The organism is Ewingella sp. C233, from assembly GCF_055407225.1.
Genome location: NZ_JBUZRI010000001.1, coordinates 1,725,075 through 1,748,174 on the forward strand (window position 1 = coordinate 1,725,075; position 23,100 = coordinate 1,748,174).

General features: G+C 48.7%; 22 protein-coding genes. 9 read left to right on the forward strand and 13 right to left on the reverse strand.

The genetic code is table 11. The features are described 5' to 3' along the window. Positions 1-43: 43 nt before the first annotated feature. Positions 44-583 carry a septation protein A gene (locus tag ACZRKO_RS07775; protein ID WP_463736635.1) on the forward strand — a complete coding sequence of 180 codons (540 nt, stop codon included), beginning with the start codon at positions 44-46 and terminating at the stop codon, positions 581-583. A 67-nt stretch (positions 584-650) separates the two neighbouring features. After that, on the forward strand, positions 651-1,091 hold the full coding sequence (yciA, locus tag ACZRKO_RS07780) for an acyl-CoA thioester hydrolase YciA (RefSeq protein WP_463736636.1): 441 nt from the start codon (positions 651-653) through the stop codon (positions 1,089-1,091). Positions 1,092-1,202: 111 nt separating this feature from the next. On the opposite strand, the gene ACZRKO_RS07785 is transcribed toward yciA, so the two are convergent. Continuing rightward, the gene (locus ACZRKO_RS07785) at positions 1,203-1,934 is read right to left on the reverse strand and encodes an energy transducer TonB (RefSeq protein WP_463736637.1); all 732 of its coding nucleotides are present in this window, start codon (positions 1,932-1,934) and stop codon (positions 1,203-1,205) included. Positions 1,935-2,148: 214 nt separating this feature from the next. Here ACZRKO_RS07785 and ACZRKO_RS07790 point away from each other — a divergent pair, with 214 nt between their 5' ends. Together ACZRKO_RS07790 and ACZRKO_RS07795 are read left to right on the forward strand one after the other, a co-directional pair. Beyond that, entirely contained in the window at positions 2,149-2,445 is a 297-nt protein-coding gene (locus ACZRKO_RS07790) for a YciI family protein (protein ID WP_463736638.1), read from the forward strand. 173 nt (positions 2,446-2,618) lie between these two features. Next, positions 2,619-2,780, forward strand: a complete 162-nt coding sequence (locus ACZRKO_RS07795; RefSeq protein ID WP_463736639.1) for a YnfU family zinc-binding protein — start codon at positions 2,619-2,621, stop codon at positions 2,778-2,780. Here the strand turns inward: ACZRKO_RS07795 and ACZRKO_RS07800 are convergent, their stop codons facing one another. Then, positions 2,781-2,963 (reverse strand): YciY family protein, encoded by a 183-nt coding sequence (locus tag ACZRKO_RS07800; protein ID WP_463736640.1) that lies wholly within the window; start codon positions 2,961-2,963, stop codon positions 2,781-2,783. A 276-nt stretch (positions 2,964-3,239) separates the two neighbouring features. Between ACZRKO_RS07800 and cls the strand changes: the two genes are divergently transcribed. Then, positions 3,240-4,700 (forward strand): cardiolipin synthase, encoded by a 1,461-nt coding sequence (gene cls / locus ACZRKO_RS07805; protein WP_463736641.1) that lies wholly within the window; start codon positions 3,240-3,242, stop codon positions 4,698-4,700. A 62-nt stretch (positions 4,701-4,762) separates the two neighbouring features. Continuing rightward, the gene (locus tag ACZRKO_RS07810) at positions 4,763-5,086 is read left to right on the forward strand and encodes an HI1450 family dsDNA-mimic protein (protein WP_463736642.1); all 324 of its coding nucleotides are present in this window, start codon (positions 4,763-4,765) and stop codon (positions 5,084-5,086) included. A gap of 69 nt (positions 5,087-5,155) precedes the next feature. Here the strand turns inward: ACZRKO_RS07810 and oppF are convergent, their stop codons facing one another. The 6 genes from oppF to ACZRKO_RS07840 all read right to left on the reverse strand — a co-directional run bounded on the left by oppF (position 5,156) and on the right by ACZRKO_RS07840 (position 12,699). Then, the gene (gene oppF / locus ACZRKO_RS07815; RefSeq protein WP_463737505.1) at positions 5,156-6,178 is read right to left on the reverse strand and encodes a murein tripeptide/oligopeptide ABC transporter ATP binding protein OppF; all 1,023 of its coding nucleotides are present in this window, start codon (positions 6,176-6,178) and stop codon (positions 5,156-5,158) included. 14 nt (positions 6,179-6,192) lie between these two features. Then, entirely contained in the window at positions 6,193-7,218 is a 1,026-nt protein-coding gene (gene oppD / locus ACZRKO_RS07820) for an oligopeptide ABC transporter ATP-binding protein OppD (protein ID WP_463736643.1), read from the reverse strand. Positions 7,219-7,229: 11 nt separating this feature from the next. Beyond that, positions 7,230-8,138 (reverse strand): oligopeptide ABC transporter permease OppC, encoded by a 909-nt coding sequence (gene oppC, locus ACZRKO_RS07825; protein ID WP_463736644.1) that lies wholly within the window; start codon positions 8,136-8,138, stop codon positions 7,230-7,232. Between the two features lie 15 nt (positions 8,139-8,153). Further along, positions 8,154-9,074, reverse strand: a complete 921-nt coding sequence (oppB, locus tag ACZRKO_RS07830) for an oligopeptide ABC transporter permease OppB (protein WP_463736645.1) — start codon at positions 9,072-9,074, stop codon at positions 8,154-8,156. Positions 9,075-9,254: 180 nt separating this feature from the next. After that, entirely contained in the window at positions 9,255-10,895 is a 1,641-nt protein-coding gene (gene oppA, locus ACZRKO_RS07835) for an oligopeptide ABC transporter substrate-binding protein OppA (protein WP_463736646.1), read from the reverse strand. Positions 10,896-12,054: 1,159 nt separating this feature from the next. Then, a complete protein-coding gene (locus ACZRKO_RS07840; RefSeq protein WP_463736647.1) occupies positions 12,055-12,699 on the reverse strand; it encodes a YchE family NAAT transporter in 645 nt (214 codons plus the stop codon). Positions 12,700-13,232: 533 nt separating this feature from the next. On the opposite strand from ACZRKO_RS07840, the gene adhE reads away from it, so the two are divergent. Beyond that, positions 13,233-15,905: a bifunctional acetaldehyde-CoA/alcohol dehydrogenase gene (gene adhE / locus ACZRKO_RS07845; RefSeq protein ID WP_463736648.1), complete on the forward strand. Its 2,673-nt coding sequence runs from the start codon at positions 13,233-13,235 to the stop codon at positions 15,903-15,905. A 70-nt stretch (positions 15,906-15,975) separates the two neighbouring features. Here adhE and ACZRKO_RS07850 read toward each other — a convergent pair whose 3' ends face one another. Continuing rightward, positions 15,976-16,593: a thymidine kinase gene (locus tag ACZRKO_RS07850; RefSeq protein WP_463736649.1), complete on the reverse strand. Its 618-nt coding sequence runs from the start codon at positions 16,591-16,593 to the stop codon at positions 15,976-15,978. A gap of 656 nt (positions 16,594-17,249) precedes the next feature. Between ACZRKO_RS07850 and hns the strand changes: the two genes are divergently transcribed. Beyond that, positions 17,250-17,657, forward strand: coding sequence for a histone-like nucleoid-structuring protein H-NS (hns, locus tag ACZRKO_RS07855; protein ID WP_463736650.1), 408 nt, complete (start codon positions 17,250-17,252; stop codon positions 17,655-17,657). 226 nt (positions 17,658-17,883) lie between these two features. Here the strand turns inward: hns and ACZRKO_RS07860 are convergent, their stop codons facing one another. The 4 genes from ACZRKO_RS07860 to rssA form a co-directional block, all read right to left on the reverse strand. Further along, the gene (locus ACZRKO_RS07860) at positions 17,884-18,891 is read right to left on the reverse strand and encodes an NAD-dependent epimerase (protein WP_463736651.1); all 1,008 of its coding nucleotides are present in this window, start codon (positions 18,889-18,891) and stop codon (positions 17,884-17,886) included. 9 nt (positions 18,892-18,900) lie between these two features. Continuing rightward, positions 18,901-20,244 carry a UDP-glucose dehydrogenase family protein gene (locus tag ACZRKO_RS07865; protein ID WP_463736652.1) on the reverse strand — a complete coding sequence of 448 codons (1,344 nt, stop codon included), beginning with the start codon at positions 20,242-20,244 and terminating at the stop codon, positions 18,901-18,903. Between the two features lie 198 nt (positions 20,245-20,442). After that, positions 20,443-21,456 (reverse strand): two-component system response regulator RssB, encoded by a 1,014-nt coding sequence (gene rssB, locus ACZRKO_RS07870; protein WP_463736653.1) that lies wholly within the window; start codon positions 21,454-21,456, stop codon positions 20,443-20,445. 96 nt (positions 21,457-21,552) lie between these two features. After that, positions 21,553-22,482, reverse strand: coding sequence for a patatin-like phospholipase RssA (gene rssA, locus ACZRKO_RS07875; RefSeq protein ID WP_463736654.1), 930 nt, complete (start codon positions 22,480-22,482; stop codon positions 21,553-21,555). A gap of 136 nt (positions 22,483-22,618) precedes the next feature. Between rssA and ACZRKO_RS07880 the strand changes: the two genes are divergently transcribed. Continuing rightward, a complete protein-coding gene (locus ACZRKO_RS07880) occupies positions 22,619-23,083 on the forward strand; it encodes a YchJ family protein (protein ID WP_463736655.1) in 465 nt (154 codons plus the stop codon). The last annotated feature ends 17 nt before the right edge of the window (positions 23,084-23,100 follow it).

The window sequence follows — 23,100 nt, forward strand, 5'->3', positions numbered from 1 at the left end:
GATTCCGGTATAGTCAAACCATACAATAAACATGGAATGAAGTATGAAGCAGCTCCTCGATTTTCTTCCCCTGGTCGTCTTTTTCGTTTTTTATAAGATGTACGATATTTTTGTCGCTTCCGGCGCGCTGATTGCCGCAACCGCGCTTGCACTGATCTTCACCTGGATTAAATACCGTAAAGTCGAAAAGATGACGCTCATCACTTTCGCCATGGTGGCCGTTTTCGGCACCCTGACGCTGGTATTCCATAATGATGAATTCATTAAATGGAAAGTGACGGTCATTTACGTGTTGTTCTCAGGCGCTCTGCTGGTCAGCCAGTTGGTACTGAAAAAACCGCTGATTCAGCGTATGTTGGGCAAAGAGCTGACGCTGCCGGACCACGTCTGGAACAAGCTCAATATCAGCTGGGCGATTTTCTTCCTGCTGTGCGGGCTGGCGAACATATATGTCGCATTCTGGCTACCTCAGGAAGTCTGGGTTAATTTCAAAGTGTTCGGCCTGACCGTACTCACGCTGGTGTTTACCCTGCTGAGCGGGGTCTATATTTACCGGCATATGCCGGATGAAGAAAAAAAATAAGCATTCTCCTGCATGGGCCTTTCTCTTCGAAAGGCCTCAATTATGAATAGCCAAGAAGCCGATCAATATGAACGAAAAGCAGAGCCTGCCTAATGGCGAAATGGTGTTACGCACGCTGGCGATGCCTGCGGATACCAACGCGAATGGCGATATTTTTGGTGGATGGTTGATGTCGCAAATGGACATGGGCGGAGCGATTCAGGCAAAGGAGATTGCCAAAGGTCGTGTTGTCACCGTGCGTGTCGATGGGATGACGTTTCTGAAACCGGTCGCCGTAGGCGATGTGGTGTGCTGCTACGCGCGATGTATCAGAACCGGTAACAGCTCCATCACCATCAATGTGGAAGTCTGGGTGAAGAAAGTCTCGTCCGAACCAATAGGACAGCGCTACAGAGCTACTGAAGCGGTATTTACCTATGTTGCGGTTGATGACGAAGGTAAGTCACGTACTCTTCCCGATGGCAGAAGCAATTTCAGCGTAGAGTCTGGCGGCGTGTCGGAAGACTGAGGTGAAGTTTGACGGCTACCTCCAGCAAATCTGTCGTTAACACCAAGAGATAAATCCGAAAGCAAAAAGGTCGCCCACTGTGGCGACCTTTTTATTAACGGCATGACGATTTTATTCCACAGACGTGCCACCGTTGATGCGAAACACCAGGTTAACGACCAGGTTATTGGCCGCCTTCGGTTCATAGCGCCATTTACGCATCGCCTGTTTGACCTCACGCTCAAACATATTGCGCGGCTCAGCAGATAAAATACGCACATTATCCACGCGCCCTTCGCTATCGACATCAAACTGAACCCGTACACGGCCTTCCAGACGCAGTGCAAAGGCTCTGGCCGGATACTGTGGCTTGGAACGGTCTAAGGGTCGTGGCCCGGTACTTACGCCCTGAGTTGCCGGTACAGACGGCTTAGCCGCAGGTTTGACGTCCGGCTTGTTGTTGTTTAACAGCGACGCATCGTCAGTGACTTTTGGTTTTTCCGTTCTCTCGACGGTTTTCTCAACCGGTTTGGCCTTCGGTTTCGGTTTCTCAACCGGCTTCTTCACTGGTTTCGGCTTGGGCTTCGGCTCCGGTAACGGCACTGCTTCTGGCGGCGGCGGTTCAGGCTTAACTTCAGGCGCGGGTTCCGGCTCAGGTTCAGGTGCAACTTGCGGTTTTGGTGGTGGTGCAAAATCCGCCGGATTCACCATCGTAACGCTCATTACCTGCAGTTGTTGCTTCGGCAGCTTAATGGGGTCCTTCATAGTGACATACAGTAAGGCGGCAATTATCGCGACGTGGATGCCGACGGCAATGGCAAACGGCAAAGTGATGCGAATAAATCCAAACTTTTTTAGCGGCATAATGATTCATTTTCCCCGTGAAGCCGCAAGTTTAAATGCAAATAGCAATCATATTCAACACCGAGATGACAACTATTCTCAAATCAGAGTCTATTTGATCTAACGCAAAGCACTTTCCTCCCGCTTGAGGTTTCGTTATGGTGATTAAGGCGGTTGAATGTGAGGCCGTTTTCCCGTTATTCCCTGATAAACCTTATGATAGTAAAGGTGATCCATGCTTTACGTAATTTATTCAGAAGATGTGGCAAACTCGCTGGAAAGACGCCGTGTTGCGCGCCCTGCGCACATTGAACGTTTGCAAAAAATGCATGAACTTGGCCGTGTGCTGATTGGCGGCCCCACGCCCGCCATCGACAGTAATGATCCGGGCGATGCCGGCATGAGCGGCTCGGTGCTGATTATGGAATTTGAAACGCTGGAAGCGGCGAAAGCCTGGGCTGATGCAGATCCGTATGTAGAAGCGGGAGTATATAAAAGCGTGAGTGTGAAGCCGTTCAAACGCGTTTTCTGAGTCATTACGCTGCCGGAATCGGCAGAAAATGTTATCTCAATGAAAGGTGGCCGCCATTGTGCGGCCATTTTTGCGAGGCGTATCGACACCTGAGTTCGGGCTGTTAAAGCAATCACAATCAACCGACAGCTTCTATGGTAGAATGCGGCTCCCTACCCCAGAGGTACGCTCTTATGTCATTCTTCGACGGATTGAAGTTTCTTTCCAGCCAGAAAACCAAAGTGACCTGCCCGGAATGCAAAGCGGTTACCGAACAAATAAGCTCAAAAGTTCGTAAGAATTCAACGCTGGTTTGCCCGAAATGCGGTGCCCTGTTCCAACCGAAAGACCGCTGATCAAGAACCCCATTCGTATGCCACGGCATAAAGCGAAAGACGCTGATGCTGCTGGTGGTGAATCTGCCGGATACGGTAGATATGACGATAACGTCTGGACTGACCTTCCAGCCAGCGGCTTCTGCGGCGCTGAGACTGGCGTAACATTCGCCAGCGCCCGACTTCATTCCTGCTGCGTTTCATGCAAATTGTTCCCGTTGACCACTTTCTCTGTGCTCTATTCTGCACAGACTGCGGGCACATTATAGGCCGATGATTTTGTGATCCAAGCCTTGTTTCACCCTAACATGTCAGTTTTCAGCTACCCTTGATGACAATACGGTGAAGGTTTTTACTCCCGGCACCGTTTTCAGAGGTAGCTGATTGATTGAAGGGCGTAAATTCGTTAAAACAATATCCCCTTTCACCCACACTGCGTACACTGCATTCCATGGCTTGCGAACAGGACTTTTCGCCTTTATGACAACTTTTTATGCGGTAATTAGCTGGCTTTTGATTTTTGGCTACTGGTTACTGATTGCCGGCGTCACGCTGCGCATTTTAATGAAGCGACGCGCGGTGCCTTCGGCCATGGCATGGTTGCTGATTATCTACATCATTCCGCTGGTCGGAATTATTGCCTATCTTTCCTTTGGCGAACTGCATCTGGGCAAACGTCGTGCCGAGCGCGCTAAAGCGATGTGGCCTTCGACGGCACGTTGGCTTAATGATCTGAAAGGCTGCCACCGGATTTTTGCGACAGAAAACAGTGAAATTGCCAGTTCCCTTTTCCAGCTGTGCGAGCGCCGTCAGGGCATTGCGGGCGTTAAAGGTAACCAGCTCCAGTTGCTGACCACCAGTGATGACACCCTGCATGCGATCATGCGGGATATCGAACTGGCGCGGCATAATATCGAGATGGTGTTCTATATCTGGCAGCCGGGTGGCCTTGTGGATCAGGTTGCTGAGTCACTGATGGCCGCCTCGCGTCGCGGTATCCATTGCCGTCTGATGCTGGACTCGGCAGGCAGTGTCGCCTTCTTCCGCAGTCCTTATCCTGCGATGATGCGTAATGCCGGTATCGAAGTGGTTGAAGCGCTCAAAGTAAATCTGTTCCGCGTTTTCCTGCGCCGCATGGATTTACGTCAGCACCGTAAGATTATCTTAATCGATAACTACGTGGCTTATACCGGCAGCATGAACATGGTTGATCCGCGCTTCTTTAAACAAGACGCGGGCGTCGGCCAGTGGATTGATTTAATGGCACGAATGGAAGGCCCGGTGGCGACCACAATGGGTATTGTCTATTCATGCGACTGGGAAATTGAAACCGGTAAACGCATTCTGCCACCTGAGCCTGATGTCAATCAGATGCCTTTCGAGCAGGAAAGCGGCCACACCATTCAGGTGATCGCTTCAGGCCCAGGATTCCCGGAAGATATGATCCACCAGGCGCTGTTAACCGCCGCATACTCTGCCCGTGAACAGCTCGTGATGACCACACCTTACTTCGTCCCCAGCGATGACCTGCTGCATGCCATCTGTACCGCCGCACAGCGTGGCGTCGATGTCAGCATCGTGATGCCGATGAAAAATGACTCGATGATGGTAGGCTGGGCAAGCCGCGCATTCTTTAATGAATTACTGGAAGCCGGCGTTAAGATTTACCAGTTTGAAGATGGTCTCCTGCACACCAAAAGCATTCTGGTGGACGGGCAGCTCAGTCTGGTCGGCACGGTGAATTTGGATATGCGCAGCCTGTGGCTGAATTTTGAGATTACGCTGGTTATCGATGATGCAGGTTTTGGTAACGAACTGGCTCAGGTGCAGGATGATTATATTGCCCGTTCGCACCTGCTCGACGTTGAAGCCTGGCTGAAACGGCCATTCTGGCACCGGATTATCGAACGGCTGTTCTACTTTTTCAGCCCGTTGCTGTAAAAGCCGCGGCGGGAATGTTTTAATACGTCCAGCAATACACCACTTTTACTGATGAGAATGTTATGGATCTGAATAATCGCCTGACCGAAGACGAAACCCTTGAACAAGCCTACGATATTTTTCTGGAACTGGCGGGCGACAACCTCGATCCTGCTGATATCCTGATCTTCAATCTTGAGTTCGAAGAACGCGGCGGCGCTGAGCTGCATGACCCGGCCGAAGATTGGGTTGAGCATGTAGATTACGACCTGAACCCTGACTTCTTCGCCGAAGTGGTGATTGGTCTGGCGGATGCAGAAGATCAGCCGATCAACGACATTTTCGCGCGCGTGCTGATGTGTCGTGAAAAAGATAACAAGCTCTGCCATATCCTCTGGAAAGAGTGATCATACAGCTCCAAAGAAAAAACCTGCCAGTGGCAGGTTTTTTTATGCTTCCAAACGGATGTTAGTGAATCAAAGGGGATCCACTTTCAGGCAGGAGACAGCGTGGCGGAAGCTGCCTTCCAGCAACGGACGGGTAATTGCGCATTCTGGTCCGGCAATCGGGCAGCGGGTACGGAACACGCAACCTGACGGCGGATTAATCGGCGAGGGCAGATCCCCTTCCAGCAGCTGTATCACCTTATTACGCTCTTTATCCGGGTCCGGTACAGGCACCGCTGACATCAGCGCGCGGGTATAAGGGTGCTGCGGGTTGTGGTAAACCTCGTCGTAGGTACCAAGTTCTACCGCATGGCCGAGATACATGACCAGCACACGATCGGAGATATGCTTAACCACCGCCAGGTCGTGGGCGATAAAGATCAGAGACAGGCCCATCTCACGTTGCAATTGTTGAAGCAGGTTAACGACCTGCGCCTGAATCGATACGTCGAGGGCCGACACCGGCTCATCACAGATGATCAGTTTCGGCTCAAGGATCAGGGCGCGGGCGATACCAATACGCTGACACTGGCCGCCGGAGAACTCATGGGGATAGCGGTTGATCAGGTTTGGCAACAGGCCAACCTTGAGCATCATCGCCTTAACCTTCTCCTTCACCTGCAACTTTGGCATTTTCGGGTTATAGGTTTTCAGGGGTTCAGCAATGATCTCGCCAATGGTCATACGGGGGTTAAGTGAAGCCAGCGGGTCCTGAAAAATCATCTGGATATCGCTGCGCGTATGGCGCCATTCTGCATCCGACATATTCAGTAGGTCTTTGCCTAACCAGGCCACTTTGCCTTCAGTGGCTTTCACCAGCCCGATAATCGCGCGGGCGAAAGTCGACTTACCGCAACCTGACTCCCCGACCACACCAAGGGTTTCACCTTCGTATAAACGCAGGGTGACGCCATCAACGGCTTTCAGCGTTTTTGAAGGCTGCCAGAACCACTGCTTCCCGTCTTTGATATCAAAGTGAACTTTTAAATCAGCTACTTCGAGCAGCACTTTTTTATCCGGCGGTGCTTCATTATTTGCAGACGGGCTGTGCATCACTGTGTGATCTGTCATACCAACTCCTCGACCGGCTTAAAGCAGGCACGTAAACGACCCTCACCAAAACGCTCCAGCGGAGGTGCGGTGCTACAGATTTCCATCGCATACTGGCAGCGAGGCTGGAACGGACAGCCTTTCGGTAAACGCAGCAAGTTTGGTGGGTTACCGGCAATCGTGGTCATCATGCCGCCTTCGGCATCAAGACGGGGAACCGCGTTAAGCAGGCCAATTGAGTACGGGTGGCACGGGTCATAAAATACGTCGCGAGCCTGACCATATTCCATAGTACGTCCGGCATACATCACCAGCACTTTGTCACAAATACCGGCGACGACGCCCAGATCATGGGTGATCATGATGATGGCAGTATTGAACTCCGCCTTCAGCTCATTCAGCAGTGTCATGATCTGCGCCTGAACGGTAACGTCCAGCGCCGTTGTTGGCTCATCCGCAATCAGTAATTTAGGACGGCACAGCAACGCCATCGCAATCATCACGCGCTGACGCATACCACCGGAGAATTCGTGTGGAAACATCTTCATGCGTTTACGCGCTTCCGGCATTTTCACCGCGTCCAGCATGCGCACAGACTCGTCAAATGCCTCTCTTTTGCTCATGTGCTTATGCTGCATCAGCACTTCCATCAACTGCTCACCGACGCGCATATACGGGTTCAGCGAAGTCATGGGGTCCTGGAAAATCATCGAAATCTGCTCGGCACGAAGCTTGTTGAGCTGTCTCGGTGGCAAGTTAAGAATCTCACGTCCGTTGAATTTTGCTGAGCCGCCGATGCGGCCATTGCTGGCCAGCAGCCCCATCAAGGCAAAGGCAGTTTGTGATTTACCGGAGCCGGATTCACCGACGATACCCAGTGTTTCACCCGCACGCAGGTCGAAATTGAGATCGTTAACCGCGGTGACATCACCGTCCGGCGTTTCAAAGGTCACACGCAGGTCTTTAACGTCGAGCAGGATTGGCGGCACCTGGCCGTCAACAGCCGCAGGCGCGGCAAAAGTGGAATGTTCAATGGTGCTCATAGTCGCACTCCTTAACGATCTTTCGGGTCGAGGGCATCACGCAGGCCATCGCCGATAAAGTTGAAACAAAACAGCGTCACAACCAGGAAGCCTGCCGGGAACAGCAGTAACCACGGTGAAACTTCCATCGAGTTGGCACCGTCACTTAATAACGCGCCCCAACTGCTTAACGGCTCTTGCGTACCCAGCCCAAGGAAGCTCAGGAAGGATTCGAACAGGATCATGCTTGGCACCAGCAGGGAAGCATAAACCACTACCACGCCCAGCACGTTTGGCACGATATGACGCAGGACGATATTGCGAGTATTGACCCCACTCACTAAAGCCGCTTCGATGAACTCTTTGCGTTTCAGGCTGAGGGTCTGGCCGCGAACGATACGCGCCATATCCAGCCAGGAGACCATGCCGATTGCCACGAAAATCAGTAAAATATTTTGCCCGAAGAAGGTCACCAGCAGGATAACGAAGAACATGAACGGGAAGGAGTTGAGGATCTCAAGCAGACGCATCATCGCGGAGTCGATTTTACCGCCGAGGTATCCGGAGAGCGAACCGTAGAGCGTCCCCAGAATGACCGCCACCAGCGCAGCGGCCACGCCGACCATCAGGGAAATACGCCCACCGATAGCCACACGAACCAGCAAATCACGGCCTGATGAGTCAGTACCGAAATAGTGGTGCGAGGCGAAATCAGGCGCGGCTGACATCATATTCCAGTCAGTATCTGCGTAGGCAAACTGCGACAGGATCGGCGCGAAGGTCACGAACAGCGCGATGATAGCCAGTACAATCAGACTGGTGACCGCAGCGCGGTTACCCATAAAGCGGCGACGCGCATCCTGCCATAAACTGCGGCCTTCAACTTCCAGCTTTTCGCTGAAGTTTTCCAGAGCGTCGCTTTTTTTCTTACTTAGCATCATTGACAAGCTCCAGCATTAATAACGGATTTTCGGATCGATTACGGCGTAAAGCACATCGACGATCGCGTTGAACAAAATGGTCAGTGCGCCTACCAGAATCGTCAGGCTCAATACCAGGGAGTAGTCACGGTTAAGAGCACCGTTAACAAACAACTGGCCGATGCCCGGCAACCCGAAGATGCTTTCGATAACCATTGAGCCGGTAATAATGCCGACAAATGCAGGTCCCATATAAGAGAGTACCGGCAGTAGCGCAGGCTTCAGCGCATGGCGCAAAATAATGCGGTGCAGCGGTAAACCTTTGGCGCGTGCGGTGCGGATAAAGTTGGAATGCAGGATCTCAATCATCGAACCGCGGGTAATACGCGCGATGCTGGCGATGTAAGCCAGTGACAGAGCTACCATTGGCAGGATCATATATTTCACCCCGCCGCCGTTCCAACCACCGCCCGGTAGCCATTTCAGGGTAATTGAGAATATAAGTACCAACAGAGGTGCCACCACGAAGCTCGGGATAACAACACCGGTCATGGCTACCCCCATTACCGTGTAATCCCATTTGGTGTTCTGATTAAGCGCGGCAATTACACCGGCGGTCACACCAAAGACAATCGCCATGATAAATGCCGCCAGTCCGAGTTTCGCAGAAACCGGGAACGAAGCCGCAACCAGATCATTAACGGTGTAGTCCTTATATTTGAACGACGGGCCGAAATCACCTTTGGCCAGTTGTCCCAAATAATTGAAATATTGCTTATAGATGGGATCATTGAGGTGATATTTGGCCTCAATATTCGCCATAACTTCTGGCGGAAGATTACGCTCACCCGTAAATGGGCTTCCCGGCGCGAGACGCATCATAAAAAACGAGATAGTGATCAGGATGAATAGCGTCGGAATCGCTTCCAGACAGCGGCGTAAAATAAACTTTAACATTGCCCGTACCTGTTTCTAAGCCTGCACTACAGCTTGATAGTTTTGGCTTGATCGCTACGGCAAAAAGAGATTGCCGTAGCGGTGGCTCTTTGCTTTAGCACTGACAACGTCAGTACCAAGAACATTACCTTTATCAAATTACGAGCAGGACAGCTCGGGGATGCCCTGCTCTTTCACTGATTAGTGTTTGATAATGTACAGATCTTTAACGTAGACGTTGTCCTGAGGATCTTTACCGGTGTAGCCGCCGACGTAGGGTTTCACCAGACGGGCATTCACGTAGTAATAAACAGGCACGATGGCAGAGTCTTTATCCAGCTGGGTTTCAGCTTTCTGATAAAGCGCTGCGCGCTCGTCATCAGTCTTCGCATTCAGCGTGTCAGCAATGGCTTTGTCAAAGTCAGCGCTCTTATAGTGAGCGGTGTTGTTGCTGCTGTCAGAGAGCATGGTATTGAGGAATGAAGAAGGTTCGTTGTAGTCAGAACACCAGCCAGCACGTGCTACGTCAAAGTTGCCCTGATGACGACTGTCCAGGAAGGTTTTCCACTCCTGGTTTTCCAGTTTCACGTTCACGCCAAGGTTTTTCTTCCAGATAGCTGCCGCTGCAATTGCCAGTTTCTTATGCAGGTCTGACGTGTTGTAAAGCAGGCTGAACGTTAATGGTTTAGCGTCAGTATAACCGGCTTCAGCCAGCAATTTCTTCGCTTCGGCGTTACGTTGATCCTGAGTTTCTTTGAACCAGGCCGGTGGCGTCAGTTTGGCACCATCAGTGTAAGGAGGGGTGTAACCGTAGGCTGGCAGGTCGCCCTGAGCTTTGACTTTATCCACGATGATATCGCGGTCCAGGCCCAGTTTCAGTGCGGTACGGACGCGCGCATCAGTGAACGGGGCTTTCTGGTTGTTGATTTCGTAATAATAAGTACACAGATACGGGTCAACATGAACTTCAGTTGGGATCTCTTTTTTCAGTTTCTGGAACAGTTCGATCGGCATGTTGTTATAGGTCATGTCGATTTCACCGCTGCGGTAACGGTTAACATCTGTCACTTCTGAAGAGATTGGCAGGTAAGTCACCTGATTGATCACTGTCTTGGCGTTATCCCAGTACTCAGGGTTACGTTCCAAAACGATACGTTCGTTGACGGTCCAGGCTTTCAGCTTATAAGCACCGTTGCTGACGTAGTTTTCCGGCTGAGTCCATTTGTCGCCAAATTTCTCAACGACTTTTTTGTTCACCGGTTTCATCGCGGTGTGAGAGAGCATTTTAACGAAATAAGGTACTGGCTCAGTCAGGGTTACCTGGAGAGTATGGTCATCCAGCGCTTTCACACCCAGAGTATCAGGACTTTTTTTGCCGCTAATAATGTCATCGATGTTTTCGATATGACCGTACTGCAGGTAACTTTCATACGGAGATGCGGTCTTAGGGTCAGCCAGGCGCTGCCAGCTGTAAACGAAATCTTCGGCGGTAACTGGATCGCCATTTGACCATTTAGCGTCTTTACGCAGGTGGAAGGTCCAGACTTTAAAGTCTTTGTTTTCCCATGTTTCGGCGACGCCAGGGATCACATGGCCATCGGCGTTGTTGGTATTAACCAGGCCTTCAAGCAGGTCGCGGATCACGTTGGACTCCGGCACACCTTCTACTTTATGTGGGTCCAGGGACTGTACTTCAGAACCGTTGTTACGCACCAGCTCTTGCTTATCAGCCAGTTTCACACCAGCCGGAACGTCAGCGGCGAAGGCGCTGCCTGCAGTAGCCACACCCATTGCGGCCATGATGCAGGCGGCGAGGATAGTTTTTTTTGTGATGTTGGTCATTGTTATTCAACTCCAGTTTTTATTATGAACTTGCGCACTACGGAGCAAGATAAACCCCTGCTGGGTTTTCGGTTGATCATGGGCAGGAACGAATTACCCGATAGAAAAACCCGATGTCTTAGCCATGCGAGGAAGCTGGCTAACCCCTACTACCTTTTTCTAATGAATGAAATTTAAGGCTGTTAATCGTCTTTCAATTTCAGAGATCGTTTAAGGAAGACCCCCTCCTTTCGCTTACTGTGTTCAAAAGTATTCTACTTGAGGACGTAATACCTTTTTAGAACACAGCAGGCTAATGCTTTATTTGTCTTAACTTTCCAGATTCAGATGACACCTGTCGCACCGCATTATTAAGCAGCCTGCAAAAATGGGGACAGAGGAAACTGATTCGCTGGATGGCAGGTCGCCGCAACGTTATGCATAAAAGATGCCAAACACATTGCCTGAACGATGCTGTAACACAAAGGAGGTTCGGTTTCCTTTACATGCATAGTTTCGACCACAGTACGCTCCAAAAACAAATGAAAGTGCTTATTTTTATTCTCTTAGCGAGATCCAATTTCACTTCGGTATTAACCCGAAACAACTTTCCATTTGTGGAGACGTCCCGAAAATTATCAGAACCCTGTTAACTGCGCCAATTAATTTTACGAAAATGTTAAGCATTTCTCCTTTATCTGTTAATAAGCGTTTTCCTCCACGTTCTGCAACGGAATGAAAATGGTGTATAACTCAATGTTTCATAAAGAAATGTAACCCAAAAAAGCGGTTAATCCCTCATGATCTTTGTCTAAAAAACCAACTGACATAATAAGTTAACATTTAGTGTCTTTTAAGAATAAACACCTATTTGTGGTGAGGTAAACACTAATAACATCTCGATACATCCTGCACAAGCCCTACAGAATGATGTGATTAAATTAACAACGAAACGGGCAATAAAAGTGCCAATAAAGAGAATTTTCGCGGAGGTAAACAGGGGGAAATAGCTGTTTGAGATATAAATAGGTTCAGGAAGTGAGTTTGTGCCACATTTGAGTGCAAATGGTCATAAATAAGTCATTAGTTGCACTATATGAATGCGCCCAGTTATTAGTGGCGTTAATAACTCACGCCACCAATACTGAGATAATCCACCTGCGAAGAAGAGTTGCAGGAGTTAAAGCAGACCGGGGAAAATAGCCTTAATGCCCGTCACGATGAACTCGATACCCAGCGACATCAGCAACAAACCCATGATACGGGTGATTACGTTGATACCGGTCTGCCCCAGCAGACGGACCAGCAATGGCGCAGCACGGAACAGTAGCCAGCAACAGAAAGCAAAAAAGGCAATCGCGATTGTCAGGCCCAGCAAGTTTTGCCAGCCGCTAAAACGCGAACTCCATACAATTGTCGAACTGATCGCCCCCGGCCCCGCCATTAAAGGAAGAGCCAGCGGTACCACACCTACATTTTCACGAATGGCCGTTTCTGACTTTTCCTGCTTATTCTGTTTGTCCTCGCCGAGCTTGCCGCTGATCATCGACATGGCGATAGTCACTACCAGAATGCCGCCGGCAATTCGGAATGAATCAATGGAGATGCCAAACACATGCAGAATGGCGTCGCCCAAGAAGAGCGCAGTCCACAATATAATGGCTACCGAGAGGTTAGCCGTCATGTTGGTTTTATTTCTGCCTGCCGCTGCCTGATAGCTGGTCATGCTGATGAACACCGGTAAAATTCCGACCGGGTTTACCAGAGCAAAGAGCCCAACAAAAAATTTGATGTAGCCTGAAAAATCTAACAAAGATTGGCTCACGCAGAACTCCGCACAATATGCCAGTAAAGGATGGGTCAAGATTGGCCGCTAATGTACTGGAATTGCGGATTAGACGCCATGCCGTTTCGCAGTATTTAGCACCAGACATGCAAGATTAAGCAGTCTAAATCGCTGATGTTAAAAAATATCGACCTAGATCGTTCTTAATCCGTTATGATTGTGAAGCACATAAGCAATATTGAGAATAATTCCCATTATCACAAAGCTGAAAGGTATCAGCAGAAGTGTTATGTGATCCAGATCAAAATTGACCTAGCCATTAGTAGGTAAGCTTTATGCATAGTCAGTGAGTAGGGCAAACAGGATAGAACCATACTCCCAGGCTGTTTTAACATTTTATCTACTTACAGGATGTTCTTTTCCATTGAAAGCTGTTTGAGCAAATAAAGAGACAGAGACAACATACTGAGAACAATGATTTTAATTTGTTTTTCACAGGATGAGTTAGCACAGCTATACTAGTTTCTGGCGGATTATTTACTAAAAGAGTTTAACTTTATCAGGAGAGCATTATGGCTGTAACAAATGTCGCTGAATTGAACGCACTCGTAGCTCGAGTCAGAAAAGCACAGCGCGAATATGCTAACTTCACCCAAGAACAAGTAGATAAAATCTTCAGCGCCGCCGCTCTGGCTGCCGCCGATGCCCGTATCCTGCTTGCGAAATTGGCCGTAGAAGAATCGGGAATGGGTATCGTTGAAGATAAAGTGATTAAAAACCACTTCGCTTCCGAATACATCTATAACGCCTACAAAGACGAAAAAACCTGTGGCATCCTGTCACAAGATGACACTTTCGGTACCATCACCATCGCTGAGCCTATCGGTATCATTTGCGGTATCGTCCCTACCACCAACCCAACTTCTACTGCGATTTTCAAAGCGCTTATCAGCTTGAAAACCCGTAACGGTATTATCTTCTCTCCACACCCACGAGCTAAAAACGCGACTAACAAAGCCGCAGATATCGTTCTGCAAGCAGCGATTGCAGCGGGTGCTCCGAAAGACATCATCGGCTGGATCGATGAACCAAGTGTAGAACTGTCTAACCAACTGATGCATCACCCAGACGTGAACCTGATCCTTGCAACCGGTGGTCCGGGCATGGTGAAAGCAGCATACAGCTCTGGTAAACCAGCAATCGGTGTTGGTGCAGGTAACACACCTGTTGTTGTTGACGAAACGGCTGACATCAAACGCGTTGTTGCTTCAATCCTGATGTCAAAAACCTTCGATAACGGCGTGATCTGTGCTTCAGAACAGTCAATCATCGTTGTTGATTCTGTCTATGATGCAGTTCGTGAGCGTTTCGCTTCCCACGGCGGCTACATGCTGCAGGGTAAAGAGCTGAAAGCTGTTCAGGATATTATCCTGAAAAATGGTGGCCTGAATGCGGCAATCGTTGGTCAGCCAGCGACTAAAATTGCTGAAATGGCAGGCATCAAAGTTCCATCGCACACCAAAGTGTTGATTGGTGAAGTGAAGAATGTCGATGAATCTGAGCCGTTCGCTCACGAAAAACTGTCCCCTACCCTCGCGATGTACCGTGCTAAGAACTTTGAAGATGCGGTAGAGAAAGCTGAGAAACTGGTAGAAATGGGTGGTATCGGTCATACATCTTGCTTGTACACTGACCAGGATAACCAACCAGAACGTGTTAACTATTTTGGCGACAAAATGAAAACCGCACGTATTCTGATTAACACCCCAGCATCTCAGGGTGGTATCGGTGACCTCTACAACTTCAAACTTGCTCCATCATTGACTTTAGGTTGCGGCTCATGGGGTGGTAACTCCATTTCTGAAAACGTCGGTCCTAAACATTTGATCAACAAGAAAACTGTAGCGAAGCGAGCAGAAAACATGTTGTGGCACAAACTTCCGAAATCAATCTACTTCCGTCGTGGCTCACTGCCAATCGCACTGGAAGAAGTAGCGACTGACGGTGCAAAACGTGCCTTCATCGTAACTGACCGTTTCCTGTTCAATGCTGGCTATGCAGACCAGATCACCAGCGTACTGAAAGGTCACGGTATCGAGACTGAAGTGTTCTTCGAAGTCGAAGCTGATCCAACACTGAGTATCGTACGTAAAGGTGCTGAGCAGATGAATTCCTTCAAACCAGACGTAATTATCGCTCTGGGTGGCGGTTCACCGATGGATGCTGCGAAGATCATGTGGGTTCTGTACGAACATCCAAATACTCAGTTCGAAGACTTGGCGCTGCGCTTTATGGATATCCGTAAACGTATCTACAAATTCCCTAAAATGGGCGTAAAAGCGAAAATGATCGCCGTTACAACCACTTCAGGTACTGGTTCAGAAGTTACACCATTTGCGGTTGTAACTGATGATGCAACAGGTCAAAAATATCCACTGGCTGACTACGCGTTAACTCCAGACATGGCGATTGTTGATGCCAATCTGGTAATGAATATGCCTAAGTCCCTGTGTGCTTTCGGTGGCCTTGATGCCGTAACTCACGCACTGGAAGCCTATGTTTCCGTACTGGCTAACGAATATTCAGATGGTCAGGCTTTGCAAGCCCTCAAACTGCTGAAAGAGTTCCTGCCAGCAAGTTATAAAGATGGCGCTAAAAACCCGGTTGCTCGTGAACGTGTTCACAATGCGGCAACTATCGCGGGTATTGCATTTGCCAACGCCTTCCTGGGTGTCTGCCACTCCATGGCCCACAAATTGGGTTCAGAGTTCCATATCCCACACGGTCTGGCTAATGCCATGTTGATTTCTAACGTTATTCGTTATAACGCGAATGACAACCCAACTAAACAGACCGCTTTCAGTCAGTATGACCGCCCACAAGCGCGTCGTCGTTATGCAGAAGTTGCTGACCACTTAGGTCTGAGCGCTCCTGGTGACCGTACTGCACAGAAAATCGAAAAACTGTTGACCTGGTTGGATGAAATCAAAGCAGAGTTGGGCATCCCTACTTCCATCCGTGAAGCAGGCGTTCAGGAAGCTGACTTCTTGGCTAAAGTTGATAAATTGTCTGAAGATGCTTTCGATGACCAGTGTACTGGTGCTAACCCACGTTACCCACTGATCGCCGAACTGAAACAGATTCTGATGGATACTTACTACGGTCGTAAATTCAGTGAAGAAGAAACTGATACCGTGGTGGCTGCTCCAGCAGTAAAAGTAGAAAAAAAGTCTGCTAAGAAATAATTAGCTCGCTGGCTAAAATAAAAAACCCGCTTTGGCGGGTTTTTTATTGGCTATAAAACATTGCTCAGCTTTATTCTAGGCTTTCAGAGTGTCCAGGTGCGTCTGAACTGCACGCTGCCATCGCCTCTTTGAAATGCTTGCGGCACACTGATACATAGCTCTCATTCCCGCCTATAACCACCTGTGCGCCATCGTGAAGCGGTTCGCCATGCTCATCCAGTCTGAGTACACGGTTGGCCTTACGGCCACAATGACAGATAGTTTTAAGCTCAACCAATTTGTCGGCCCAGGCCAGCAAATATTCGCTCCCTTCAAATAACTCACCCCGAAAATCGGTACGTAAGCCATAGCAGAGCACCGGGATATCCAACTCATCAACAATGTCTGTGAGTTGCGCTACCTGCGCTTTAGAGAGGAACTGGCTTTCATCTATCAAGATACAGTGGGCAGTTTGTTCGCGGTGTTCCTGCGCTATCATCGTGTACAAATCGCTTTCTTTATTGTAGAGCTGCGCCTGTGAAGATAGTCCAATACGGGAACTCACTTTACCCACACCAAAGCGATGGTCAAATTCCGCAGTTAATACCAGTGTGCGCATTCCACGCTCCTGATAGTTATATGATGACTGTAACAAAGAGGTGGATTTTCCGGCGTTCATTGCCGAATAGTAAAAATAAAGTTGAGCCATGAAAAGGCAACTCCATAAGTATATTGTGGGGGTAACGACTGTGTTATCAATTGTATCATAAGCTGCGTGCTGACCGACATTGGGTTGTAAACGTGCTACAAAATCATGCAGATGGCTGCTTTTGTTTTCAGCTGAAGAGTCACAGTTATTTACAATCGAATATTAGGAATAATTTTAAAACATATAAACCCGCCCGATATGCAGGTAAAAATGCTTACTTTCGTTGCTATATAAACCCTTTCCCAGCGTGCCTTGTAAGAATTTTCCTGATACAGGGCAGTATAGTTACTCAAAGTGATTCGCCTTTGTCTCATTGCTGGGCACTTATAGCTTAGATAGTGTTGGCGATTTACTTACATTGCACAGACGTTTTGCCGTTGTAATGAGGGGATTTAATTCGGTGGTGCAGGGCTTTAAGTTATAAAATTCTATGACCGTGTTAACAAAAAACCAGCCATCGGCATATTGAAATTTCGCTTATAGCCACCAGATAAATAGGGCTCTATAAGGCGGTTATATTTTTAGCAGAAAATGCAATTAAGGATTTAAATGGTAAATTCCCGTCAAGTAAACAAATTGGCTATTGCAGAACGTTAAAGAGCAATCTATTATTACCTTAACAACGCCCCCCACCAATATAAATTGAGACTAGTATAATGAGCGAAGCATTAAAGATTCTGAACAACATCCGCACTCTGCGTGCCCAAGCGAGAGAATGTACTCTGGAAACTCTGGAAGAGATGCTTGAGAAATTAGAAGTTGTAGTTAACGAACGTCGTGAGGAAGATTCTCAGGCAGCGGTTGAGATCGAAGAGCGTACTCGTAAACTGCAACAATACCGTGAGATGCTGATTGCTGACGGCATTGATCCTAACGAATTGCTGCAAACCATGGCTGCTACCAAAGCAACCGGTAAAGCGAAACGTGCTGCGCGTCCAGCTAAATACAAATACATTGATGAGAACGGCGAAAACAAAACCTGGACAGGCCAGGGCCGTACTCCTGCAGTGATTAAAAAAGCTATCGAAGAACAAGGTAAAAAGCTGGAAGATTTCCTGCTGTAATATCCTATTACTGCTCTCGCTTAATACTTCTTACAAACCCACCTTAACGGTGGGTTTTTTCATTTCAGGATACAGAACGATCACCTACTTTCTCGCCAATAGATGAGCACTGATAATCAGTTGTAGAATTATTAAACAGCAGTTTTAAGATCAGATTTAACTGGCCATAATTGAGATGTAAAAAAGGCTGCCGTAGCAGCCTCTAAATGCCCTTACATCAACAGGTTTAGCTCTGATAGAACTCGCGATACCAGTTCACGAAGTTTTTTACACCCTGCTCTACCGGTGTCTCAGGCCTGAAATCAATAGCCTCGTACAGCGGTTGCGTATCCGCACTGGTCTCAAGTACGTCGCCCGCTTGCATCGGCAGCATATTTTTGCGAGCCTCGATGCCGAGCGCAGCCTCCAGCGCATGAATATAGGTCATCAGACTGATCGGATCGCTGTTGCCAATGTTGTATATCCGATAAGGTGCTGAGCTGCCGGCCAATGAACCTTGTTCTACTGTCCAGTTATTATCCGCGACAGGAACGACATCTTGCAGCCGAACCACCGTCTCAGCAATATCGTCGATATAAGTAAAGTCCCGACGCATTTCGCCATGGTTATAAACGTCAATGCTCTGCCCTGCGAGAATAGCCTTGGTGAACTTAAAGAGGGCCATATCAGGGCGTCCTAATGGGCCATAGACCGTAAAGAAACGCATTCCGGTAGTTGGCACCCCATACAGATGAGAATAGCTGTGCGCCATCAGCTCATTAGCTTTTTTAGTCGCGGCATACAACGAAATCGGATGGTCAACCGAGTCTTCTGTTGAGAACGGTTGTTTTTTATTCAAACCATAGACAGAGCTCGAGGACGCATAGAGCAGATGCCCCACTTTATTATGGCGACATCCTTCCAGGATGTTAACAAAACCAATCAGGTTAGAGTCTGCATAAGCCAGTGGGTTTTCAAGGGAATAACGGACCCCCGCCTGAGCGGCTAAATGGATCACCCGCTCAAATTGCTGTGCCGCAAACAGATCGGCAATGCCACTACGATCGGCGAGATCTATTTTGATAAACTCAAAGCCCGGTTTATTTTCCAGCAACTTTAAGCGGGCTAATTTAAGGTTGACGTCATAGTAATCGTTAAGATTATCTATGCCCGTCACCTGATGCCCTTGATCGAGCAGCCGTTGTGCTACAAAACATCCAATAAAGCCAGCGGCTCCTGTCACTAAAAACTTCATAGGCTCCCCTTACAGAACTGGATTAACAGACGCGCCGCGCCCGATGGCATAGTAAGTGAAACCGCGTTTTTCAAGACGTTCGGGATCAAACAAATTACGCCCATCAAAGATAACCGGATTTTTTAACGTTTTTTTGATCACATCAAAATCAGGCGCGCGGAAATTTTGCCACTCAGTACAGACAACTAATGCATCTGCTCCATGCAATGCGGCTTCTTTCGTGCCCATTAATTCTAAATCATCACGATGTCCATAAATACGTTGAGCCTCATTCATGGCTTCGGGATCGTAGGCTTTAATTTTTGCTCCGGCGGCCCACAATTGTTCCATTAAAACCCGGCTTGAAGCTTCACGCATATCATCAGTATTAGGTTTGAATGAAAGTCCCCACAAAGCGAAGGTCTTATCTTGCAGATTTTCGCCAAAGTGACGATGAATAAACGTGGGCAATTTATACTTTTGCTGGAAATTAACTTCCTCAACCGCTTGTAACAGTTTCGGCTGGTAACCAATTTGTTCTGCGGTACGAATAAGTGCCTGAACATCTTTCGGGAAACAAGAACCACCGTAGCCACAGCCAGGATATATAAAGTGATAGCCAATACGGGAATCAGAACCAATGCCCTGGCGCACTTTTTCAATATCCGCACCCAGCAATTCCGCCAAATTTGCCATTTCATTCATAAAGCTGATTTTGGTGGCTAGCATGCAGTTAGCTGCATATTTGGTCAATTCGGCGCTGCGAATATCCATCAGGATCATGCGATCATGATTACGGTTGAACGGCTCATATAACTCACGGATAGGATCAATAGCGTCCGGGTTATCGGTGCCAATCACAATACGTTCCGGGCGCATGCAGTCAGCGACAGCAGCACCTTCTTTCAGGAACTCCGGATTAGAGATGACATTAAAACTGAGATCACTGCCACGTTGTTTAAGCGCTTCACTCATAACCTGACGGACTTTATCGGCGGTACCTACAGGTACGGTAGACTTGTCGATAACCACTTTAGGTTCAGTCATATATTGGGCAATGGTGCGGGCAACAGCGGTCACATATTTGAGATCAGCGGAACCGTCCTCATCAGGTGGCGTACCTACGGCGATAAACTGAATCTCAGCATGGGCGACGCCATCCTCTGCGTTCGTACTGAAGCGTAAACGTCCTGCTTCATAGTTTTGCTGGACCAACGGAGTGAGGCCGGGTTCGAAAATAGGGATTTGACCATTTTTCAGGTTTTCGACTTTTTTGGCGTCGACATCAATACACAACACTTCGTGTCCTACTTCAGCTAATACCGCAGCCTGGACCAGCCCAACATAACCGATTCCAAAAACCGTTACTTTCATCAGCGAATTCCTAATCTGTGATTTTCTATTTGGTACGTGAAAATGGCAAAAATTCTGTGGCGCAGTATAACAGCTTCGATGAACAAGGCGCTTTCAAACACGTGCTATGTCTAACTTTCAGAGAGGTCCAGAGGAATTTAAAACAGTGTGGCGGGAGATATTTCAATTCAGGTGAAACAAAATGATACATCTTAGAAGTCATTCACTGGACAACATGAGCCGTAAACGTCCGCCAGCCCCCCAAACCTGACATTGAAATGCGTCACATCGCTGACTTATCTGGTTGGAATACGTTGAACCTGTCGTGCCAAGAGGTACACCGTTGCTCAACTGAATTATGTTAGTGCCGGTGTTCACGTTAGCATGCAGCCCGGCACTCACCAAAATCAGATTTTTTTGTTCGGCGTGATAATAACCCAGCAATAAAGGAAACTGCCCTTCAAGACGCGCCTGTTTGAACAGTTGATTGACTTGTTTCAGCAAGGTCGACATTTGGGGTAACCTCTGTTGCTGATCGCTAAGATGTTCGCGCAACAAACCGTTAAAAATGGCGCGCAGTAATAATGCCGCCAATACGCCGTTTTCTTTCGCCCGAGTCACATCCAGACAATAAAAGCCCAAATCTTTTGAAGAGAGCGCGGCAATATCCAACACCAGCCCTGCATTCTCTGCCATTGTCAGTTGCCGGTAATTGATTCGGCAATTCGCCAGCGTTTGCTGTACAGGTGGCTGAAGCTCTTGCAACAACCTTGCGGCCTCTCTGGGGTTACGGCACAGCGCCTCCCAGTCTTGCATTAAATCGCTTTTTTGCAGGGCCTGAGACGTGAAGAGTTTAGGGAATAAACTGGCAAGTAGCGCATCGCGCAAACGTTGGAGATCATTGATAGGTTTAAGCAGGACGTCTTCAACCCCCAGACGCAGCATGGTTGCTACATCGGTCATTTTATCCGTGGCGGAAATCACCAGAACGGGGATCTTAATGCCCTGCAGACGTAAGTTTTCGACAAACTCAATGCCGCCCATTTCTGGCATCGCCAGATCGCATAAAATCAGGTCTGGGGGGTAGTCTTCGACCAGCGCAAGCGCCTCAAGACCATTCGCTGCTTCAGTGAACGTCGCGCCCAATGAACTCACATACCCAGCGAGCACCGAACGGAAAACGGCTTCGTCTTCCACGATCAGAATGTGCTTGCTTGTAAGTGGCTTATCCATCAGGGTCTCCCAGTAATTCTTCTCTTAATAGTGGCCCATAAAGCCTGATTTTGCTTGTCAGAATTGTCAGATTCCTTCAATGAGTTTTTAAGTTACTCAGAAATGTTTGTTTTTTATCAAAGGGAGTAACTGCTCTCTTTGTTTTTCTACTGCCAGCCTGCCCGCTTCAATTGCCTCCTCTGCACGATGAAAATCCAGCATGGAAATTTGAGGACAATAAGGCTGCAAAATGACATCTGGCGGGTCACCGGCCATACGGTTTCGCTTCAAGCGATTTTCGAGAACCTGAATCGATGTCGACATAATTTCCATCGCCGTAGGGCTGACATCCGGCCGTTTTATCCTCGGGCGTGATAACCGCTGACGGATTTTATTACGCCATCCCAGTTCTTTTTCATCCTGCAGATGATCCGGCGTCACAGGAGCAGAAAGGAGATCCTGATGCATCAGATGGGCATCATGTTGAAGATCGACGGCGATGACAATATCGGCACCAAGGGCTCGCGTGAGTGAAACCGGCACAGGGTTCACCACTGCACCATCGACCAACCAGTAGCCATTATACCAAACCGGTGCCAGCAGGCCGGGCATACTGCATGACGCACGAATCGCCTGATGTAAATCACCCTTGGTCAGCCATAACTCCCGTCCAGTGCTCAAGTTGGTCGCCACGGTGCCAAACTTACTGTGGCATTGATCAAAGTCGCTCACACGAATCAGTTGTCCGACTGCATTAAAGACACGTTCACCGCGCAGTAAACCACCGCGGCGCCATGAAAAATCCATCAACCGCAGCACATCCCAGTAACTGAACGAACGCACCCAAGACTCCATAGCAGGCAAACGGCCACTGACATGCGCAGCGCCGACTAACGCCCCCACCGAACACCCGGCAACGACATCAATTTCGATCCCCATCTCTTTCAGGGCATTGATGACCCCGATATGGGCCCAGCCTTTCGCCGCCCCTGCGCCAAGCGCCAGCCCGATCTTGAATTGCCTGCCCGTGCCTGTATTTGCTTCCATTTCTGCTGACTCCAGCCCGCTGGCTTGTGATTGATCGTGCAAGTGCGTTGTCACCCGGTAAGATTGTTAGGTAACATATCGCGATCATGCATTCAATAGCGCAGTCAGCGCTGTTTAGGCCCATTCAGGAGTTACTTTGTCACATCCCTGCCCTTGTGGAAGCGGTGCAGCGTTTGAAAAGTGTTGCCAACCTTTTCTGCTTAACGCACGTTCTGCACCAACCCCGTCAGCCCTGATGCGTTCGCGCTACAGCGCATACGTCATGAAAGATGCCGATTATTTGCTTGAAACCTGGCATCCCGACTGCCAGCCCGCACGCTGGCGTGAAAGCCTGCAAGAGGGGTTCGCGAATACTGAATGGCTCGGCTTGAATGTCATTGCCCAACAAGAGGGGAAAAACAGTGATGAAGGCTATGTAGAATTTGCCGCACGCTTTCAGGAAACTGACGCTGAAGATACCCATCTGGTTCATGAACGTTCGCGCTTTCTTCGTGTGAATGAACGCTGGTACTATATTGACGGAGTCAAACCACAGCCCGGCAGAAATGACGCCTGCCCTTGCGGTTCCGGCAAAAAATATAAGAAGTGCTGCGGCCACTAACTCTGCCTGGCAGATAT

What these genes read in the sequence shown, in the direction of transcription:
- ACZRKO_RS07775 (WP_463736635.1), top strand. Translation starts at nt 44, where the DNA reads ATGAAGCAGCTCCTCGATTTTCTTCCCCTGGTCGTCTTTTTCGTTTTT.
- yciA (WP_463736636.1), top strand. Translation starts at nt 651, where the DNA reads ATGAACGAAAAGCAGAGCCTGCCTAATGGCGAAATGGTGTTACGCACG.
- ACZRKO_RS07785 (WP_463736637.1), bottom strand. Translation starts at nt 1,934, where the DNA reads ATGCCGCTAAAAAAGTTTGGATTTATTCGCATCACTTTGCCGTTTGCC.
- ACZRKO_RS07790 (WP_463736638.1), top strand. Translation starts at nt 2,149, where the DNA reads ATGCTTTACGTAATTTATTCAGAAGATGTGGCAAACTCGCTGGAAAGA.
- ACZRKO_RS07795 (WP_463736639.1), top strand. Translation starts at nt 2,619, where the DNA reads ATGTCATTCTTCGACGGATTGAAGTTTCTTTCCAGCCAGAAAACCAAA.
- ACZRKO_RS07800 (WP_463736640.1), bottom strand. Translation starts at nt 2,963, where the DNA reads ATGAAACGCAGCAGGAATGAAGTCGGGCGCTGGCGAATGTTACGCCAG.
- cls (WP_463736641.1), top strand. Translation starts at nt 3,240, where the DNA reads ATGACAACTTTTTATGCGGTAATTAGCTGGCTTTTGATTTTTGGCTAC.
- ACZRKO_RS07810 (WP_463736642.1), top strand. Translation starts at nt 4,763, where the DNA reads ATGGATCTGAATAATCGCCTGACCGAAGACGAAACCCTTGAACAAGCC.
- oppF (WP_463737505.1), bottom strand. Translation starts at nt 6,178, where the DNA reads ATGCACAGCCCGTCTGCAAATAATGAAGCACCGCCGGATAAAAAAGTG.
- oppD (WP_463736643.1), bottom strand. Translation starts at nt 7,218, where the DNA reads ATGAGCACCATTGAACATTCCACTTTTGCCGCGCCTGCGGCTGTTGAC.
- oppC (WP_463736644.1), bottom strand. Translation starts at nt 8,138, where the DNA reads ATGATGCTAAGTAAGAAAAAAAGCGACGCTCTGGAAAACTTCAGCGAA.
- oppB (WP_463736645.1), bottom strand. Translation starts at nt 9,074, where the DNA reads ATGTTAAAGTTTATTTTACGCCGCTGTCTGGAAGCGATTCCGACGCTA.
- oppA (WP_463736646.1), bottom strand. Translation starts at nt 10,895, where the DNA reads ATGACCAACATCACAAAAAAAACTATCCTCGCCGCCTGCATCATGGCC.
- adhE (WP_463736648.1), top strand. Translation starts at nt 13,233, where the DNA reads ATGGCTGTAACAAATGTCGCTGAATTGAACGCACTCGTAGCTCGAGTC.
- ACZRKO_RS07850 (WP_463736649.1), bottom strand. Translation starts at nt 16,593, where the DNA reads ATGGCTCAACTTTATTTTTACTATTCGGCAATGAACGCCGGAAAATCC.
- hns (WP_463736650.1), top strand. Translation starts at nt 17,250, where the DNA reads ATGAGCGAAGCATTAAAGATTCTGAACAACATCCGCACTCTGCGTGCC.
- ACZRKO_RS07860 (WP_463736651.1), bottom strand. Translation starts at nt 18,891, where the DNA reads ATGAAGTTTTTAGTGACAGGAGCCGCTGGCTTTATTGGATGTTTTGTA.
- ACZRKO_RS07865 (WP_463736652.1), bottom strand. Translation starts at nt 20,244, where the DNA reads ATGAAAGTAACGGTTTTTGGAATCGGTTATGTTGGGCTGGTCCAGGCT.
- rssB (WP_463736653.1), bottom strand. Translation starts at nt 21,456, where the DNA reads ATGGATAAGCCACTTACAAGCAAGCACATTCTGATCGTGGAAGACGAA.
- rssA (WP_463736654.1), bottom strand. Translation starts at nt 22,482, where the DNA reads ATGGAAGCAAATACAGGCACGGGCAGGCAATTCAAGATCGGGCTGGCG.